Genomic DNA, 17,393 nt, shown 5'->3' with positions numbered 1-17,393 from the left:
CTCCCTCGATCCGAGTCAGCGGGCGCGGCAGTTGGGGCCGAACCAAGTCATGGTCCGGCGATCCATGCCGCCGTCGGAGGACGCGCCGCAGACGGGGAAGCGCGTGTCGCCGCTCCGCTGCAGGCTCATCACCTTGTAGAGATCGCTCTGCGCCTCGCGGCGCCGGTTCTGCTCGGCGAGCTGGGCCGACCAGTACCGGTTGCTGGCGGCCTCGGCGGCCGCACGATCTTGGTGGAGCCCCATCATGCACGCCGCGAAGGCATCGGTGCCGGGCTCGAACCCGAAGGCGTAGCACTGGTTCTGATCCATAGCGTGCCGCTCCCGGGGCGTGACGCAGGCCGCGAGGCCGAGGGTGCAGGCTGCGGCGAGGACGACTTTCGCGGCGCTCGCAAGCCGCCGAACCTGCCGGCCGTCAGCTTTACCGCCGAACTGCGCAGACAAGGCACCACTTTCGCGAACACGCTGAAGGCCGCGTTGACCGTGAATTCGCTGGATCATGGTGTTCGCCCTCCCGTTCTACTGTCGGCGCGAACATCCGCGGCGCGACGGAACGAGACCTATACGGGCTTGTCCGATTTGTTCGTGCCCCAGAGCACGTGAACAATTTCTTCCCGCATCACCCGTCGTGCACACCATACCGGTGGGGCCACAAACCCCGGATCGGTGCGCGACAGGTGCGAATCGATAAGCATGCAGATCCGGAAAATATTTATTGCATAATGTCCGATACTTTATTGATTGAGCAAGAGCAGCGCATCAGGCGACCTTGCACGCGGATCAAGATCAATCAGCTTGGGCGACCGGCGTGGCGTTCGCGACCCGCTGGAGCGTTTCTCTCGCAGAGATGGGTTGTGGTGAAGCAGCCCGCTAGCACCGCTGCCACGCACGCTCAGCAGGTTTCGCAAAAGTGGCCGCCGGTTTTGCGATGAAAACCTGCGATCAGCCAAGGACCTAAGCGGATCAAGCGTTGGCCAGCCCACGGTACACGACAGTGACGCCATCGTCGCCGAACGCGGCACGGGTCCCCTCTCCCGTGCGGGAGAGGGGGCAGGTCGCGACTGCCAACCCAGTCCGCGGACGACTGTGGTGTACCGTGTGGCCCGCCAACGCAAATCTGATCAGGCCTGCTGCACCCGCGGGTGCAGTTGGTGAGAGCGTATGCAACGAGTCTCCTACCCCAAGCTTGAACTGGGATTTGCGGTCGATCCTGATGCCGCTGGTCCTGACAGGCGCGGATCGGCGTCGGCAATCGGCCTCCTTTCGATCGGGTGCGCCGGCCCGAGCCGGCGCACCCGCCGGCGGTCACACGAAGTGCTGACCACCGTTGATCGTCAGCGTCGAGCCGTTCACGAACCCGGCCTCTTCGCTCGCCAGATATTCGACCGCGTGGGCGATCTCGTCGGCCTCGCCGAGGCGGCCCGTGGGGATGGTCGAGATGATCTTGTTCCGGATATCCTCTGGCACCGCCATCACCATCTCGGTGGCGATGTAGCCCGGGGCGATCACGTTGACCGTGATGCCCTTGGACGCGCTCTCCTGGGCCAGCGCCTTGGCGAAGCCGACCACACCGGCCTTGGCGGCCGAGTAGTTCGTCTGGCCGGCCTGGCCCTTCTGACCGTTGATCGACGAGATGATGATGATCCGGCCGAAGTTGCGGCTGCGCATGCCCTCGATCAGAGGCCGGGTGCAGGTGAACATCGAGTCGAGGTTGGTCTTGATGACCGCCTGCCACTTCTCGAAGGTCATCTTGTGGAAGGCACCGTCCCGGGTGATCCCGGCATTGTTGACCAGCACCTCGACCGGTCCGAGTTCGGCCTCGATCGCCTTGATGCCGGCCTCGCAGCTCGCGAGGTCACCCACGTCGAACTTGAAGACCGGGATGCCGGTCTCGGCCTTGAAGGCGCTGGCCGCCTCGTCGTTGCCGCCGTAATTGGCGGCGACCCGGTAGCCCTTGTCCTTGAGCCGCTTCGAGATCGCCGCGCCGATGCCGCGAGTGCCGCCCGTGACGAGGGCGACGCGTCCTTGAGCCATTGTTTCCTCCTGTTTGCATCCCGTGATGCCGCGTGCGGATGGCGTCCGCACGCGAATTTTTATGATCTCGGCCTTGAGTCTAAGTTGTCGCGTACACCTGACGTGACTGAACGATCACGTCCGCTCGATGCACATCGCGACGCCCATGCCGCCGCCGATGCACAGTGTGGCGAGGCCCTTCTTGGCGTCGCGCCGCTTCATTTCGTGCAGCAGGGTGACGAGGACGCGGGCGCCGGAGGCGCCGATCGGGTGGCCGATGGCGATGGCGCCGCCGTTGACGTTCACCTTCGCGTCGTCCCAGCCCATGTCCTTGTTCACAGCGAGTGCCTGGGCCGCGAAGGCCTCGTTGGCCTCGATCAGGTCGAGGTCGGAGGGCGTCCAGCCGGCCTTCTCCAGGGCCTTGCGGGAGGCAGGGATCGGGCCGGTGCCCATCACCTTCGGGTCGACGCCGGCGGTCGCCCAGGACTTGATCCGGGCGAGCGGGGTGAGGCCGCGGCGCTCGGCCTCGGAGGCCGACATCAGCACCAGGGCGGCGGCGCCGTCGTTGAGGCCCGACGCGTTGGCGGCCGTGACCGTGCCCTCCTTGGAGAAGGCCGGCTTCAGCTTGGCCATCGCCTCCACGGTGGCGCCGTCGCGGATGTACTCGTCGGTGTCGACGACGGTGTCGCCCTTCTTGCCCGGGATCGTGACGGGCACGATCTCGTCCTTGAACCGGCCTTCCTTGCGGGCGGCCTCGGCCTTGTTCTGCGAGCGGGTGGCGAACTGATCCTGCTGCTCGCGGGTGAGCTGGAAGGCCTGGGCGACGTTCTCGGCGGTCTGGCCCATGTGGTAGCCGTTAAAGGCGTCCCAGAGCCCGTCCTTGATCATGGTGTCGACGAGCTTGACGTCGCCCATCTTCTGGCCGGCGCGCAGGTACTGGGCGTGGGGCGAGAGCGACATCGATTCCTGGCCACCGGCCACGATGATCGTGGCGTCGCCGTTGGCGATCTGCTGCATGCCGATCGCGACCGTGCGCAGGCCGGAGCCGCAGACCTGGTTGAGGCCCCAGGCGGTGGCCTTCTCGGGGATGCCGGCCTTCATGGCGGCCTGCCGGGCCGGGTTCTGGCCGGCACCGGCGGTGAGCACCTGGCCGAAGATCACCTCGTCGACGTCGTCGGGCGAGACCTTGGCGCGCTCGAGGGCCGCCTTGATCGCGGTCGCACCGAGGTCGTGGGCCGGCACCGCGCCGAAGGCGCCCCCGAACGAGCCGACCGGCGTGCGCGCGGCCCCGACGATGACGATCTCTTCGTTGGCTGCCATGTGAACGTTCTCCTCTCACGACCGGCGCGCCTTCCACGTTCCGGGCGCGCTCTGTGCCGGTCCTGGGATGAAGGGCGTGGCCTCGGCGAAGTCAAGGATGCACAACGAGCCTTCAAAAGATGCCGATGACGCGCCGAGGTGACTGAAATGCCGTCCGCACACCCGGACGCCTGCATTATTCTGCGTTGAAGAGATGCAGTTTGCTGTTTTCTGCGCCCGGGGAAGGCTTTAAGGATCGTGTTGCGGGCGCGAAGACGATCCCCGCAGAGCCGCATCACGCACGTCCCTAGGTCCCGAGTCCAGAAAGGCCGTTCCCGATGGCGGATACCGTCAAGGCCACGCAAACCGTCATCAAGAAGTACGCCAATCGGCGCCTCTACCACACCGGCACCTCGACCTACGTGACGCTGGAGGACCTCGCCACGATGGTCCAGAACGGCGAGGATTTCGTCGTCTACGACGCCCGCACGGGGGACGACATCACCCGTTCCGTCCTCACGCAGATCATCTTCGAGCAGGAGAACAAAGCCGGCGCGGAGAACTTGCTGCCGGTGGCGTTCCTGCGCCAGCTGATCCGCTTCTACGGCGACAGCATGCGCACGATGGTGCCGAGCTTCCTGGAATTCTCCATGGCCAATTTCGCCAAGGACCAGGATGGGCTGCGCGAGAAATTCGCCCACAGCTTCGGTCCGGCCGCGTTCCAGAATGCGATCGAGCAGTCGGTGCGCACCAACATGAACTTCTTCGGCGATGCCATGAAGATGTTCACCGGCTTCGCGCCGCCCGCAGGAACGCAGCCGACCCCGGCAGCCGCGCCAGCCGCCTATGCCGGCGGTGAACTCGACGATCTGAAGCGTCAGATGCTGGAGATGCAGCAGCGCCTGGAAGCGCTGGCGAAGAAGTAGTCACCCGCGCCCTGCGACCGAATAGAAGGTTGACGGTCCCTTAATACCGGTATCACCCTTGCGACAACGGCACGGAAACGTGCGGAGAATGTCGCGATGGTGCGAGTCGGAACAGGCGGTCGTCCCGGCCCGGCACAGGCCGGTCCCGTTGGGGCCACACGCGGCGCGACGGCGCAGGCCCCTGCGGAATCCGCGGGGCCTTCCGGCCGTGCGCTGGTCGTGATCGAAGGGGGGCGTCCCGGGGAACGCGGACAGCCCGCGCGGGCGCTGAGCACGGCCGTGGGGCGGGCCCGCGCCGGCTTCGTCGCCCAGTTGCTGACCGCCGATGACCCGACGCTGCTGCCGTCGCGTCAGGAACGGACACAGATGGCCGCCGCGCGCTACGCGGAGGCGGCGCGGCGCCTCGCCTGAGGCGCCGCCACGGGGCCTTACGCCTCGGCGGACTTCACCTTGAGCACCTGACGGCCGCGATACATGCCGGTCTTCAGATCGATGTGGTGCGGACGGCGCAGCTCGCCCGAATCCTTGTCCTCCACATAGGCCGGCGCCTTGAGGGCGTCGGCCGAGCGGCGCATGCCGCGGCGGGAGGGGGAGGTCTTTCGCTTCGGAACGGCCATGGCAGGATCCTTCGTGACGCCGCGGACAAAGCGGCGCCCGGGCGGCTCCCCGATCGAGGATCGCCACGCGCACCGCGGGATACGGATGAGGGCGCGCTTATAACGCCCGCCTTCGCCCATGGCTAGGGCATCGCTCCGGAATTCGGAACTGCGACGCTGCCTGGGGGAACCAGACACAACCGTTAAGCGTGGGTTCAAGCGGAACGGCCCAGACCTGCGAGGCCGGTGCCGCGCAGCGGACCGCGCCTTTCGGGAGAACGCCATGGCCTCCTCCACCAAGACCCTCGCCCTGCTCGCGCTGCTCTCCAGTCTCGTGGCAGGCCCCGTGCTGGCGCAGGCGCCCGCCCCCCAGACCCCGGCCACCACGGCGCCGACGGCCCCGGCAAAGCCCACGGCCCCGAGCGCTCCGGTCGCCGGGCCGCCGAACGCCGCCAAGACGGCGCTCATCGACCTCAACACCGCCAGCACCCAGGAACTCGATGCCCTGCCCGGCATCGGGGCGGCCCGCGCGGCCGCAATCGTCAAGGGCCGCCCCTATCGCGGCAAGGACGATCTGGTCTCCAAGAAGATCATCCCGAAGTCCGTCTACGACGGCATCAAGGACAGGGTCATCGCCAAGCAGAAGTGAGCCGGGCGCCGCGCATCGGATCCGACATCCGTCGCGACACTCCCCCTGATCCGCTCCATAGCGGGCGCCGTCACCGGGCCTTCGGGACGGTGCCCTATTCGGCAATCGCCCCCTGGGGCATGGAGAAGCCCGGCGGGGCCTTCTCGGCCGCGGCCTTCGGTGCCGCCGGCCGCGCCGGGGCCTTCTTCCGAGCCTGCACCTTCGGCGGCGCCTTCACGGCCGGGGGCGCTTCGCAGGTGCGGAAGGCGAGCTGCGCCAGGGGCGTCCCCTCCTCACTGACGATGGCGATCGATTCGGGCAGCGTCGGCAGGGACGGCTGCCACTTGATCGGGCCGCCCAGCATCGCCTCGATGGCCGACGGAACGCTCCCGCGCCGCAGCGTGGAGAAATCCGGGCCGTAGGCGGTGGCGACCTTGCCGGCGATCACCACCTGCAGGACTTGGTTCACCTCCGTCGTCAAGGGTCTGAGCGGGTTGGTCGTCTGGACCTGGCCGGCCCGGGTGATCACCATGCTGAAGCCCTTGCCGTTCTCGAAACGCGCCGCACGGCCCCCGCAGGGCTGATCGGGGGCGACCGCCGGGGTCGCGTCGGGGTTCGAGGCCGGCGCCGGGTCGGCTGCGGCGGCCGGCGCCGGCCCGGGCGCGGCCTGGCCCGCCGCCGCGTGCAGCGTTGTGGCGAGGAGCAGGGCGGCGGCCCCGCGGGCCCGCGACCTCATCGTCCGGCCTCCGGTGCGTCGCGCCGCGCCGCGCCCCGGTCCGTCCGGTGCAGAGCCCTGATCGGTTCCAATTCGGTCGCTTCCAGATCGAGCACGTGCGGATCGCGCGTCCTTTGATCGAGGACCTGCTGATCGAGGATCTGCGCGGTCCGGTCGATCGGGCTCCGGCGCGGGCCGACCGCGCCGATGAACAGGTCTTCGTCCTCCGCATCCAGCTCGGAGCCCATGCGCAGGGGTTCGCGCCGGCCCCGGGCCGCCATCGCGGCGACCGCGACGATGGCGACGACGAAGATCAGTATCGCCAGGATGATGAACAGGCGCTCCATGAGGCCCGAAGCTCTAGCCCGGCCACCGGGCCGCCGCCAGCCCATCCCGCGCGGAACGCTCCTTGCGTCGAGCGGCGGGCCGGGTAGATGCGGGCAGACCGGAGCCGGGACCGACCATGCAGCACGAGCCGAGCCGCGAGCCCGAGGAATTGGAGGACCACCTCCTCGGCCTGATCGAGGCCGCCCGCGACCAGGCGCGGGAGGATCCGTTCCGCAACCCGGTCCTGGCCGTGACCCTGGCGATCACCCGCCGATTCGACCGGGACGAGATCTCCGCGGACGATCTCGACCGCCTGTTCGCGCGGCTGCGCATGGAATCGCTCGCGGCGCGGGCGACGCGGCTGCGCGCCTATGTCGGTCTCGGCGATGCCGCCGGCGACGCCCAGGCGGCGATCCCCGCCCGCCTCGTGGCGGCGGCGCCCGAGGGAGCCGACAGCTTCGACGCCTTTTCGGCCTTCATCCATCGCATCGCCTTCGCGGTGGTGTTCACGGCCCACCCGACCTTCGGGATGCCGCGGGCCGTGGCGACCCTGCTCGCCGAGGCCGCGAGCCTGCCGGACGCGGCCGGCCGCGCCGGGCTGATCGCGCGCGCCGCCGCGCTCTCGACCCGGCCGGACGCGCCGATCACCCTGGACGTGGAGTTCGAGCAGGCCTGCGCGGCGGCCAATAACGGGCGGCTGGCGCTGGACGCCTTCAACGGCGCCGTGCTCGACGCCGCCCGCGCCCGCTGGCCCGAGCGCTGGACCGAGCTGACGCCCCGCCCCTTCGCCATCGCCAGCTGGGTCGGCTGCGACACGGACGGACGCACCGATATCGGCTGGTGGGACACCCTGCGCTACCGCCTCATCTCGAAGCGCATGCAGTTCGACCGGGTGATGCGCGAGCTGCCCGAGGCCGGCGCCTGCCGCGAGGTCCGGGCCCTGGCCGAGGGGGCGCTGGCGGCGGTGAACCGTCAGCTCGCCGTGGCGCCGCGGCTGGGCGACAAGCCGTCCCTCGAAGCGGTGCATCGCTTCGCCCTGGCGCTCATCATCGAGCGCGAGCGCGCCCAGACCGATGCGGGCCCCCTGGTGGCCGGCCTTACCGCCGCCCTGGAGGGGGTCGAGGACGCCGCCGACAAGCGGCGCATCGCCGTCCTGCGCGCGGGCGTCGCCACGCACGGGCTGTCGAACGCCCTGCCGCATTTCCGGCTGAACGCCAGCCAGATCCACAACGCCGTGCGCCGGGTGATCGATCTTGAGGGCGAGCCCACCGACGCGGCCCGGCGCCGCTCGCATCTGGCGACGATCCACGCCCTCCTGAACGACGTCCGCCCGGTGGCGGTAGATTTCGGCGCGCTCGCCGCCGAGCGGGCCTCGGCCGCCCGGCTGATGATGACGATCGCCCAGATCCTCAAGCACGTGGACGGCACCCACCCGGTGCGCTTCCTGATCGCCGAGACCGAGACCGGCTACACCCTGCTCGCCGCCCTCTGGCTGGCGCGCCATTACGGGATCAGTGACAAGCTGGAGATCACCCCGCTCTTCGAGACGGCGCGCGCCCTGGAGCAGGGCATCCGGGTACTGGACGATGCCCTGCGCAACCCGCATTGGCGCCAGTACCTCAAGCGCATCGGCCGTCTGACCGTGCAGTTCGGCTATTCGGATTCGGGCCGCTACGTCGGCCAGCTCGCGGCGACCTTCTGGATCGAGCGGCTGCGTTTGCGCATCACCGAGATGCTGGTCCAGAACGGCCTGGCCGATATCGAACTCGCGATCTTCGACACGCATGGCGAATCGATCGGCCGCGGCGCCCACCCGACCTCGCTGCGCGACCGCCTCGCCTATCTGGCCCCCGAGGATGCGCGGAATCGCAACCGCAAGGCCGGCATCAAGGTCCGGCTCGAATCGAGCTTCCAGGGCACCGACGGCTACCTACTCTACGGCACCGAGGCCCTGGCCGAGGCGAGCATCGCCCGGATCGCCGAGCACGTCTACGCCCTCGACGTGGCGGAGGAGGACAGCTTCCCCGACTATGCCCTCAACGACCCCGCGGACGGTGCCGACGCGGCGGACGACCCGATCTACTCGGAGCCGGACTTCGCCCTCGAATTCTTCACCGCGGCCCGCCAGGACATGGAGGCCCTGGTCGACGATGCCGGCTATGCCGCGTTGCTCGGCACCTTCGGTCCCAGCCTGATCGACCGCACCGGCTCGCGCCCGGTGGCGCGCCAGTCGGACAATGGCGGCCCGGCCCGCATCACCCATCCGACGCAGATGCGGGCGATCCCCAACAACGCGATCCTGCACCAGCTCGGTTTCCTGGCGAACTCCCTCTACGGGATCGGCCGGGCCGCCCAGCGCGGTCCCGACCTGTTCCGCGACATGCGCCGCGACTCGGTGCGCTTCTCCCGGGCCTTCCGCCTGGTGCAGCACGCGGCCGCCGCGGGCGATCTCGACGTGCTGCGCGCCTATATCGACACCCTCGACCCCGCCGTGTGGCTGGAACGGGCGCGACGCACCCAGAAGGACTTCCGCCGGGAGGAACTGGTGGTGATCGCCGGTGCCCTGGAGCGCCTCGACCTCGCCCCGGCGCTGCGCAGCCTGTTCGGTCGCCTGACCTGCGACTGGCTCGCCCTCACCGCGGCGGCCCCCGACCTGCCGACCATGTCGGCCCGGCTGACCCTGCTGCACGCCCTGCGGCTGGCCCTGATCCACCGGATCTGGTTCCTGGCGGTGCACATCCCGGGCTTCCGCCCGCAGGCGGGGGTCTCCCGGGAGCAGCTCCTAGAGCGCTTCCTGCGCCTCGACATCGACGGCTGCCTGACGCTGCTCGACGCGATCTTCCCGGTCACCCCGGATCCGACCCTGGGCCTGAACTTCGGCGAGGCGGCCGGCCCGCGGGATGTCGGTACCTACGAGGCCGAGCACGCCAATCTGTTCCAGCCGATCCGCCGGATGTTCGATCAGGTGCGCGAGATCTCGGGGATGATCCAGCACGAGGTGGGGGCGTTCGGGTAGAAAGTTCGTTCGGGCGAGAGGCTAACGCCCCGGTCCGATCGAAGTCTGTGGGCGTGCAGGTGGCACATCACTGCAGCGCGGGCGGTCGTAGCCTTGGTTGAGACCTCTCGCCATGAGGCCCGTTACGGCGGCTGCTTTGTTTGGTTTTCTGTCGGTCCGCGTTCGAGCGTGATGGTAGGCGAAGCGGACACCCGGGGCTCGCCCACTTCGGTCTCAGCACAGGCTGACCCAAGGGCGGCTATCCAACAAACAAACGCCCCGTAGGGCGCCTGTCTGTCGCTCGGCCGATCGGTGGCGCCCTCAGTTCGCCCGGGCGACCTCGACGAGGTTGTCCGAGAAGGACGGCGCGTGGCCCATGTCGGTGAAGGCGCCCGACGAGATGCTGTTGACCGTGCCCTCGTTGAGCTGACGCCAGTAGCCAAGCGTCGCCACCACGATGCCAGCCTTCACATCGTCGGTGATGCGGGCCACGCCCTTGAAGGCGCCGCGGTCGTTGGCAACCTGCACCCGGTCGCCGTCCCGGATGCCGCGCGCGTCGGCATCGTGCTGGCTGATCATCACGAACTGCTCGCCCTGGCCCTTCTGATTGTCCTCCATGTTGGCGTAACAGGAGTTCAGGAAGTAGTGGCTCTTGGGCGAGACGATGTTGAGCGGGAAGCGCCTGGCCAGCTCGGGGTCGTTCGTGTGGGATTCCCGCGGACCGAGGTAGTCGGGCAGCGGGTCGAGCGCCTCGCTCGGCTGGAAGCCCTCGTACATCTGCCGGAACGGCGGCGCGACGAAGTTGGTGGCGCCCTCGACCTTGAGCATGCACTTGCCGGTCGGCGTCGGAAAGTTGCCGTCCCTGTGCGGCGCCCGGTCGTCGGGCGTGCCGACCTTCAGCCGGGCGAAGCCGTGCGCGCGCATGTAGGCGAGGTCGATGCCCTCGCAGGCCGGGGCGGACCAGTCGACGTAGTGCTCCAGGCACTCGCTATCACTCCACGTGAAGTTCTCCTCCTCGAAGCCGAGCCGGGCCGCGAGCTGGCGGAAGATCTCGTTGTTCGGGATCGCCTCGCCGGGCGCGTCCGCGCACTTGGTGTTGTAGGTCAGGTAGAGGTGGCCCCACGACAGGATCATGTCCTCCATCTCCGCCCCCATCGTCGCCGGCAGCAGGATGTCGGCGTAGGAGGCCGTGTCCGAGATGAAGTGCTCGGCCGAGACCATGAACAGGTCCTCCCGCATCAGCCCCTCGACGATCTTGTCGGTCTCGGGCGCCTGCGTGACCGGGTTCGAGTTCCAGCACATCATCGACATGATTGGCGGGTCGAGCTGCATCTCGCCCGTGAGCGCGCGGCCGATCTGCAGGTTCGAGACGACGCGGGTCCCCTCCGGGATCAGATCGGGTCGGCACATCACGTCGAACTTGTAGGGGTGTTCCCAGACACCGAACTGCGTGACGCCGCCGCCGACGTGACGCCACGCGCCGGTCAGGGCCGGGATGCAGGTCACCGCCCGGATGGTCTGGCCGCCGCCGTAGTGCCGTTCCAGCGCCACGCCCATGCGAATACCCACCGGCTGCGCGGTGGCCATCTCGTAGGCGAGCTTGCGGATGTCCTCGGCCGGGACGCCGGTGATCTCGGCCGCCCACTCCGGCGTGCGGGGGCCGGCCCGCTCCTTCAGCTCCTCGAAGCCGACCGTGTGGTTGTCGACGTAGTCCTGATCGACGAGACCCTGGGCGATGATGGAGTTGATCAGCGCCATGGCCAGCGCCCCGTCCGTGCCGGGCTTCGGCGCGATGTGCCAGTCAGCCGCCTTAGCGGTGCGCGAGGCATAGGTGTCGATCACCACGACCTTGGCACCCTTCTTCTGGGCGTCCTTGACGATGGCCCAATGGTGCAGGTTCGTGCTGACCGAGTTGCAGGCCCAGATCACGATGTATTTGGAATGGATGTAGCTGTCCGGGTCGAGGCCGGCCGTCGGACCGACGGTGAGGAGCCATGCGGTGCACGAGCCCTCGCCGCAGAAGGTCCGCTCGGTGACGGTCGCGCCCATGCGGTTGAAGAAGGCGTCGCCGCCGTTCAGCCCGTGCACGAGGCCCTGGTTGCCGAGGTAGCTGTAGGGCACGATGGCTTCGGGCCCGTACTGGTCGATGATCGCCTTCCAGCGCATGACGATGGTGTCGAGCGCCTCGTCCCAGGTGATGCGCTCGAACTGCTTCGACCCCTTCGGCCCGACGCGCTTCATCGGGTAGAGTAGCCGATCGGGATGGTAGTGGCGCTTCTCGTAGTCCTTCAGCTTCACGCACAGACCGCCCCGGGTCATCGGGTGGTCCGGGTTGCCGCGCACACCGAGCAGTTCCCCGTCCTTGACCTCGAACAGCATCGAGCACGTGTCCGGGCAATCATGGGGGCAGCCGCCGAAGAAGGTCTCGGTCAGGCTCTCGGCCTCGGCGACGATCAGGGAGTCCGGCTTGACGATCTCGTTCATGTGCCCTCCACGGCCGAGCGTCTCCCCTTATTGTTCCTGGGGGGCCGGCCCGGTGCCTGGACAGGATGCACTTAAGTGCGAACAAGTCCAAATGTCGTTTGAGTGAGCGCTATTCGAACCGGCATCTGCTTTTGGGAAGCTGGGACTCGCCTCAGCGAGGCAAGGGTGGGTCGGGAGCAGTCTCCGACGAACCCGTCGCGCCGCGCCCGACGCCCCGCCCCTCAAAATCCCTCCACCCGCAGCACCGTCCCGGACAGCCCGACCACCCGCACCCGCGCTCCGGCCGGCAGATCCGGTCCCTCGACGCGCCAGAGCGTGTCGTCGAAGCGGAGGCGGCCGGTGCCCTGCACGATCGGCTCGGCGAGCACGCCCGCGCGACCGATCAGGCCGCGGTCGGCACGGTTGAGCATGGCGTCGCGAGGGCTGGCCCGGCTGGACAGGCGGGTGGCGATCCCGACCAGGACCACGGCGAGGCCTGCGAACAGCAGGGTCTGACCCTGCCAGGGCATCGGGATCAGCGCCGCGGCGAGCCCGGTCGCCAAGGCCGCCAGGCCGAACCAGATCAAGAACACGCCCGGCACCGCGATCTCGGCCCCCGACAGGACGAGGCCGGCGATCACCCAGCTCCAGGCTGGGCCGAGGGCCGCGAGGATCCCGAGGGTATCGGTCATGGCTGTCAGCGCCGCGGCGCGGCGACGTCGGGCGGCGCGCCCGCACGGCGGGCCTGCGACGCCTCCCCGAAGACCGCCCGGGTGAGTTCGCCGATGCCGCCGAGCGTGCCCGCCAGCGCCGCGGCCTCGATCGGCACCACCACGACCCGCTGGTTCGGCGCGGTCGCGAGCGCCCGCACGGCGTCCACATACTTCTCCGCCACCAGAAAATTCGCCGCCGCGATGTCGCCCTCGGCGATCGCCCGGCTGACCATCCCGGTCGCCGCCGCCTCGGCCTCGGCGGAGCGCTCGCGGGCCTCCGCATCGCGAAAGGCGGCCTCGCGGCGGCCTTCCGCCTCCAGGATCGCCGATTGCTTGCGCCCCTCCGCCCGCAGGATGTCGGCGGCGCGCTGGCCCTCCGCCTCCAGGATCGAGGCACGCTTCTCGCGCTCGGCCTTCATCTGCCGGGCCATGGCGCCGGCGAGGTCGGGGGGCAGCAGGATGTCCTTGATCTCGATCCGGTTGATCTTCACGCCCCAGGGCGCGGCGGCCGCATCCATCACCCGGAGCAGGCGCTCGTTGATCTCGTCGCGGTGCGCGAGGAGCTGGTCGAGATCCATCGCGCCGACCACCGTGCGGATGTTGGTCATGGTCAGGGTCGTGGCGGCGAGGGCGAGGTTCGAGACCTCGTAAGAAGCGCGGGCCGCATCGAGCACCTGGTAGAACACGACCGCGTCGATGGTCACGCCGGCATTGTCGCGGGTGAAGGCCTGCTGGCTCGGCACATCGATCACCTGCTCCATCACGTTGACCCGCCGCCCGACGCGCTCGATGAACGGGACGATCAGCGCGAGGCCGGCGCCGAGACTCCGGGCGTAGCGGCCGAATCGCTCCACCGTGTAGACGTAGCCCTGGGGCACGATCTTCACCCCGGCCGCCAGGGTGACGACCGCCAGAGAAGCGGCACCGACCGCGAACACGCTCAGCCCCAACGAAAGATCCATCGCCCTGTCTCCTCTCCGCCCCGCAGCCTAGCGAGCGGCCCCCTCCCCCGCGACCGGGCCGATCGAAGCGCGAGGCGGCACCGCGATCCCGACCCGCACCGCCGGGAGGCGGGCGATGGCCCGGGTGAACGAGGGACCCATCGCCCCGATCATCAATGGTTCAGGCCGCAGGGCCTAGGAAGTCTGGCAGCGTCGCGCTCGTCGTTGCTTCGGCTTCCCCGGTGCAACGCTTGCTGAAGACATTCTCGGCATGATACCTGCTACCTCGCCGCGGAAAGAAATCCTTCCGCACCGCTGCGAGCGGTAGATATCCCTACCCAACCAGATCCGGTGCGCGCGTGAAGATTGCTGTCCTCGCACATCTCAAGTACCCGATCGGCCAGCCCTATGCGGGCGGTCTGGAGATGCACACGCACCTACTCACCGTCGCCCTGAAGCGCTACGGGCACGACGTGACGCTGTTCGCCAGCCGCGGATCTGACCCGGCGCTGGATCCGGTGATGCTCTGCGATCCCACCGGGGACGCGCTGATGGATCCCGAGCGCGAGGCGGCGATCGACCGCGCGGAGCACGACGCCTACCGGCGGATGATGGAGATGGTCGCGGCCGGCGGCTTCGACCTCGTGCACAACAACGCCCTGCATGCCCTGCCCCTGCGCGAGAGCGCCCGCATCGGCCTGCCGTGGGTCACGGTGCTGCACACGCCACCCTTCGAGGCCCTGGTCGGCGGCGTGATGAAGGCCGATCCGGACATGGCCTTCCTGGCGGTCTCGCCGTCCCTGGCGCAGGAATGGGCCTCCCTGGTGCCCGACGCCCAGGTGGTCGATAACGGCGTCGATCTCTCGACCTTCGCGTTCTCCGAGGCTCCCGATGCGGCGCCCTTCGCGTTCTGGTCGGGTCGGATCGTGCCCGAGAAAGGTCTGCACCTCGCCATCGACGCCGCGCGGGCGGCCGGCCTGCCGCTGACCTTCGCGGGGCCGAAGCTCAATCCGGTTTACTGGGCGGCCGAGATCGCGCCCCGGCTCGGGCCGGACCTGACCCATCTCGGACATCTGCCGCACCGGGAACTCGCCCACCATCTGGGGCGCGCCCGGGTGGCGATCGTGTCGCCGTGCTGGGAGGAGCCCTTCGGCCTCGTGGTGGCGGAGGCCCTGGCCTGCGGCACGCCGGTGGCCGCCTTCCGCCGCGGTGCCATGCCCGACATCCTCGACGCGCAATGCGGCCGGCTGGCCGATCCGGACGATGCGCAGGACCTCTCGGTGGCGATCCGGGCGGCCGCCGGGTTGTCGCGGCGCGCCTGCCGCGATCGGGCCGAGGCGCTCTACGACGCCGCCGCGATGACCGCACGCTACCTGGAGGCCTACGAGTCCGTCATGGCGCGCTGCGCCGAACGGGCGCGGCCGGCGCTGCGGGTCGCGGGCGGACGAGGCTGACATGTGCGCCGACGCGGTCCGGCCCGGTCCCTCACGCTGCGTCGTCTGCATCCCGGCGCGGAACGAGGCGGAGCGCCTGCCGATCCTGCTCGCATCCCTGGCCGGACAGCTCGGGGTCGCGACGCGGCTGCGTGTCGTCGTCGTCGCCAACAACTGCACGGACGGGACGGCAGCGACGGTTCGGGCCCGGCAGGCGGCGGGCGCGTGGCCCGGGCTGGAGATCCGGCTGATCGAGGCGGATCTCGTCGGCGCACAGGCCCATGTCGGTACGGCCAGGCGCATGGCGCTCGATGCTGGCGCCGATTGGCTGGCGGATGACGCCGTTCCGGATGGAATCCTGCTCACCACCGACGCGGATGCCCGCCTGCCGGCCGACTGGATCGTGGCGAACCTGCGGGCGCTCGAACAGGCGGACGTGGTCGGTGGCCGGCTCGTCATCGACCAGGACGGCGATGCGGATCCGAAGCTCGCCGAGCTCCACGCCCGGATCGAGCGCTACTGGTCCGGCGTCCGGCGCCTGGAGGACCTGCTCGACCCGCCGCCCTACGACCCGGCCCCGCGCCACGGCGACCATACCGGTGCCAGCCTCGCGGTCCCGGTCTCGCTCTATCGGGCGGTCGGCGGCCTGCCGCCGCTGCCCTGTGGCGAGGACAACGCCCTGGTCGGCCTGCTGCGCGCCCACGGCGCTCGGCTGCGCCACTGCCCGGACGTGCGGGTGATGGTCTCGGCCCGACACCAGGGGCGGGTCTCGGGCGGAATGGCCACCGAGATGGCCCGCCGCGCCCGGGTCCTCGACGGGGAAGCCTATCTCCTCCCCGAGGCGGCCCATTGGCAGGCGCTGATCCTGCGCCGGGCGGCCCTGCGCCAGGCATACCGGCTCACGGGCTCGGCCTGGGTGGCGGCATGCCGGCAGCTCGGGCTCGGCGACGATGACCTCGACGCCCTGCAAAATTACCCCAACGACATCGCGTTCGTCGAGCGGGCCGATCGGATCCTCGAATCCCGGGCGGCGCCCGCGCGGGAATGCCCCCTCGACCGGGCGCTGGCCGACCTCGACGCCCTCGCCCTGTCCCTGCGGGCCGCGGCGTGACCCGCGGGATCGGCTGGTACGTCCACCATCAGGGCGCCGGCCATCTCCAGCGGGCCCGGGCGGTGGCCGCCGCCCTGCCCCGCCCCTGCACGATCCTCGGCACCCTCGCGGGCCTCGACACCGCGGGGCTCGATCGCCTCGACCTGCCCGACGACCGCCCGCTGGGCGACGCCGCCTTCGACGGCCGCGACGGCGAATCCGAGCGGCCGGAGGCGCTGCACTACGCGCCCCTGAACCATCCCGGCATCCGCGCTCGGATGGCGCGCATCGCCGAATGGGCGGCGCGGACCGAGCCGGCCCTTCTCGTCGTGGATGTCTCGGTGGAGGTCGCGCTGCTGGCGCGCCTCCTGTCCGTGCCGACGCTGGTGGTGCGGCTCGCCGGCACCCGGACCGACCGGCCGCATCTCGAAGCCTTCCGCGGCGCGACGCGGCTGCTCGCGCCGTTCCCCGAGGCGCTGGAGGCCGCGGGCGTGCCGGACTGGATCCGGGCCAAGACGGTCTACGCGGGTTTTCTCGGCGCGCCGGCGCAGGCTGCGACCGGGACGAGCCGCGATATCGTGGTGGTGTTCGGCCGGGGCGGCGCGGGGGGCGACCTCGCGGCACTCGCCGCGGCGGCCCGGGCCGTCCCGGATCGCGCCTGGCATGTCCTCGGCCCGGTCTCGGGTTCAGGCCCGACGCCGGACAACCTGCATGTGCATGGCTGGGTCCCCGACGTTGCCGCTCGGGTGGCGGGGGCGGCCTTGATGGTCGGCGGCGGCGGCGACGGGGTCGTGGCCCTCGCCGCGTCGCAGGCCAAGCGCTTCCTCTGCCTGCCGGAGGCGCGGGCCTACGGCGAGCAGACTGAGAAAGGGGCGGCCCTGGCCGGGCTCGGCGCCGCGATCGTGCATGAGGGCTGGCCCCCCGCTTCCGCATGGCCGGATCTCGTCCGGGCGGGGCTCGCCCTCGATCCGTCGGTGCTCGGCGCCCTGCACCGGCCGGACGCGGTCGATGCCACCGCCGCCGCGATCGAGCGTCTCGCCCAGTCGTTCGAGCGGGCATGACATCGGCGTCTGCCGGACAAGACAGGCTCCGGAATACCGGCGCCTGTCCGTCCAGACGTCCGGGCGAGGTGCGCCTGACGGACCGGCATCCTGCGCCGGGCGCCAGGCGCCAGGCGCCGCTCGAGAGCGTCCTGCAGAAGGCCCGCTGCGCCGACGCGGGAAGACAACTAAAATTGAGCGATCGGGCGTTTGCGGG

Annotated in this window: 16 protein-coding genes; 7 read left to right on the top strand and 9 right to left on the bottom strand. The window is 70.0% G+C overall.

The genetic code is table 11. The annotated features are described in order from the left end of the window. Window positions 1-15: 15 nt before the first annotated feature. From MKK69_RS06545 to MKK69_RS06535, 3 genes are all read right to left on the bottom strand, one after another. A complete protein-coding gene (locus tag MKK69_RS06545) occupies window positions 16-309 on the bottom strand; it encodes a hypothetical protein (protein WP_243966948.1) in 294 nt (97 codons plus the stop codon). Between the two features lie 993 nt (window positions 310-1,302). Next, window positions 1,303-2,031 (bottom strand): acetoacetyl-CoA reductase, encoded by a 729-nt coding sequence (gene phbB, locus MKK69_RS06540; RefSeq protein ID WP_243966947.1) that lies wholly within the window; start codon window positions 2,029-2,031, stop codon window positions 1,303-1,305. Between the two features lie 114 nt (window positions 2,032-2,145). Continuing rightward, window positions 2,146-3,330 (bottom strand): acetyl-CoA C-acetyltransferase, encoded by a 1,185-nt coding sequence (locus MKK69_RS06535; protein WP_243966945.1) that lies wholly within the window; start codon window positions 3,328-3,330, stop codon window positions 2,146-2,148. 317 nt (window positions 3,331-3,647) lie between these two features. Between MKK69_RS06535 and phaR the strand changes: the two genes are divergently transcribed. Continuing rightward, window positions 3,648-4,235, top strand: coding sequence for a polyhydroxyalkanoate synthesis repressor PhaR (gene phaR, locus MKK69_RS06530; RefSeq protein WP_243966944.1), 588 nt, complete (start codon window positions 3,648-3,650; stop codon window positions 4,233-4,235). A gap of 279 nt (window positions 4,236-4,514) precedes the next feature. Further along, window positions 4,515-4,646, top strand: coding sequence for a hypothetical protein (locus tag MKK69_RS30930; RefSeq protein ID WP_279598221.1), 132 nt, complete (start codon window positions 4,515-4,517; stop codon window positions 4,644-4,646). Window positions 4,647-4,663: 17 nt separating this feature from the next. Here MKK69_RS30930 and rpmF read toward each other — a convergent pair whose 3' ends face one another. Beyond that, window positions 4,664-4,852: a 50S ribosomal protein L32 gene (rpmF, locus tag MKK69_RS06525; RefSeq protein WP_243966943.1), complete on the bottom strand. Its 189-nt coding sequence runs from the start codon at window positions 4,850-4,852 to the stop codon at window positions 4,664-4,666. Window positions 4,853-5,114: 262 nt separating this feature from the next. Here rpmF and MKK69_RS06520 point away from each other — a divergent pair, with 262 nt between their 5' ends. After that, a complete protein-coding gene (locus MKK69_RS06520) occupies window positions 5,115-5,480 on the top strand; it encodes a ComEA family DNA-binding protein (RefSeq protein ID WP_243966942.1) in 366 nt (121 codons plus the stop codon). A 94-nt stretch (window positions 5,481-5,574) separates the two neighbouring features. Here MKK69_RS06520 and MKK69_RS06515 read toward each other — a convergent pair whose 3' ends face one another. After that, window positions 5,575-6,195 (bottom strand): hypothetical protein, encoded by a 621-nt coding sequence (locus tag MKK69_RS06515; RefSeq protein WP_243966941.1) that lies wholly within the window; start codon window positions 6,193-6,195, stop codon window positions 5,575-5,577. After that, window positions 6,192-6,521: a hypothetical protein gene (locus MKK69_RS06510; RefSeq protein WP_243966940.1), complete on the bottom strand. Its 330-nt coding sequence runs from the start codon at window positions 6,519-6,521 to the stop codon at window positions 6,192-6,194. The genes MKK69_RS06515 and MKK69_RS06510 overlap by 4 nt, the downstream gene beginning before the upstream one ends. Before the next feature lie 116 nt (window positions 6,522-6,637). Between MKK69_RS06510 and MKK69_RS06505 the strand changes: the two genes are divergently transcribed. Then, window positions 6,638-9,517: a phosphoenolpyruvate carboxylase gene (locus tag MKK69_RS06505; protein ID WP_243966939.1), complete on the top strand. Its 2,880-nt coding sequence runs from the start codon at window positions 6,638-6,640 to the stop codon at window positions 9,515-9,517. Window positions 9,518-9,817: 300 nt separating this feature from the next. Here MKK69_RS06505 and MKK69_RS06500 read toward each other — a convergent pair whose 3' ends face one another. The 3 genes from MKK69_RS06500 to MKK69_RS06490 all read right to left on the bottom strand — a co-directional run bounded on the left by MKK69_RS06500 (window position 9,818) and on the right by MKK69_RS06490 (window position 13,634). Then, complete coding sequence (locus MKK69_RS06500) at window positions 9,818-11,980, bottom strand: molybdopterin-dependent oxidoreductase (protein WP_243966938.1); 2,163 nt, start codon at window positions 11,978-11,980, stop codon at window positions 9,818-9,820. Between the two features lie 221 nt (window positions 11,981-12,201). Then, complete coding sequence (locus MKK69_RS06495) at window positions 12,202-12,651, bottom strand: NfeD family protein (RefSeq protein WP_243966937.1); 450 nt, start codon at window positions 12,649-12,651, stop codon at window positions 12,202-12,204. A 5-nt stretch (window positions 12,652-12,656) separates the two neighbouring features. After that, window positions 12,657-13,634: an SPFH domain-containing protein gene (locus MKK69_RS06490; RefSeq protein WP_243966935.1), complete on the bottom strand. Its 978-nt coding sequence runs from the start codon at window positions 13,632-13,634 to the stop codon at window positions 12,657-12,659. Window positions 13,635-13,972: 338 nt separating this feature from the next. Between MKK69_RS06490 and MKK69_RS06485 the strand changes: the two genes are divergently transcribed. From MKK69_RS06485 to MKK69_RS06475, 3 genes are read left to right on the top strand one after another with little or no spacing between them, the layout of a single operon-like run. Beyond that, window positions 13,973-15,067 (top strand): glycosyltransferase family 4 protein, encoded by a 1,095-nt coding sequence (locus tag MKK69_RS06485; protein WP_243966934.1) that lies wholly within the window; start codon window positions 13,973-13,975, stop codon window positions 15,065-15,067. 1 nt (window position 15,068) lies between these two features. After that, the gene (locus MKK69_RS06480; RefSeq protein WP_243966933.1) at window positions 15,069-16,157 is read left to right on the top strand and encodes a glycosyltransferase; all 1,089 of its coding nucleotides are present in this window, start codon (window positions 15,069-15,071) and stop codon (window positions 16,155-16,157) included. Next, the gene (locus tag MKK69_RS06475) at window positions 16,154-17,197 is read left to right on the top strand and encodes a glycosyltransferase (protein WP_243966932.1); all 1,044 of its coding nucleotides are present in this window, start codon (window positions 16,154-16,156) and stop codon (window positions 17,195-17,197) included. Before MKK69_RS06480 ends, MKK69_RS06475 begins: the two co-directional genes overlap by 4 nt. The last annotated feature ends 196 nt before the right edge of the window (window positions 17,198-17,393 follow it).

The sequence above is a fragment of the Methylobacterium sp. J-026 genome (assembly GCF_022829585.1).
Classification (GTDB): Bacteria; Pseudomonadota; Alphaproteobacteria; order Rhizobiales; family Beijerinckiaceae; genus Methylobacterium.
This window is presented reverse-complemented; position numbering and strand designations above follow the sequence as displayed.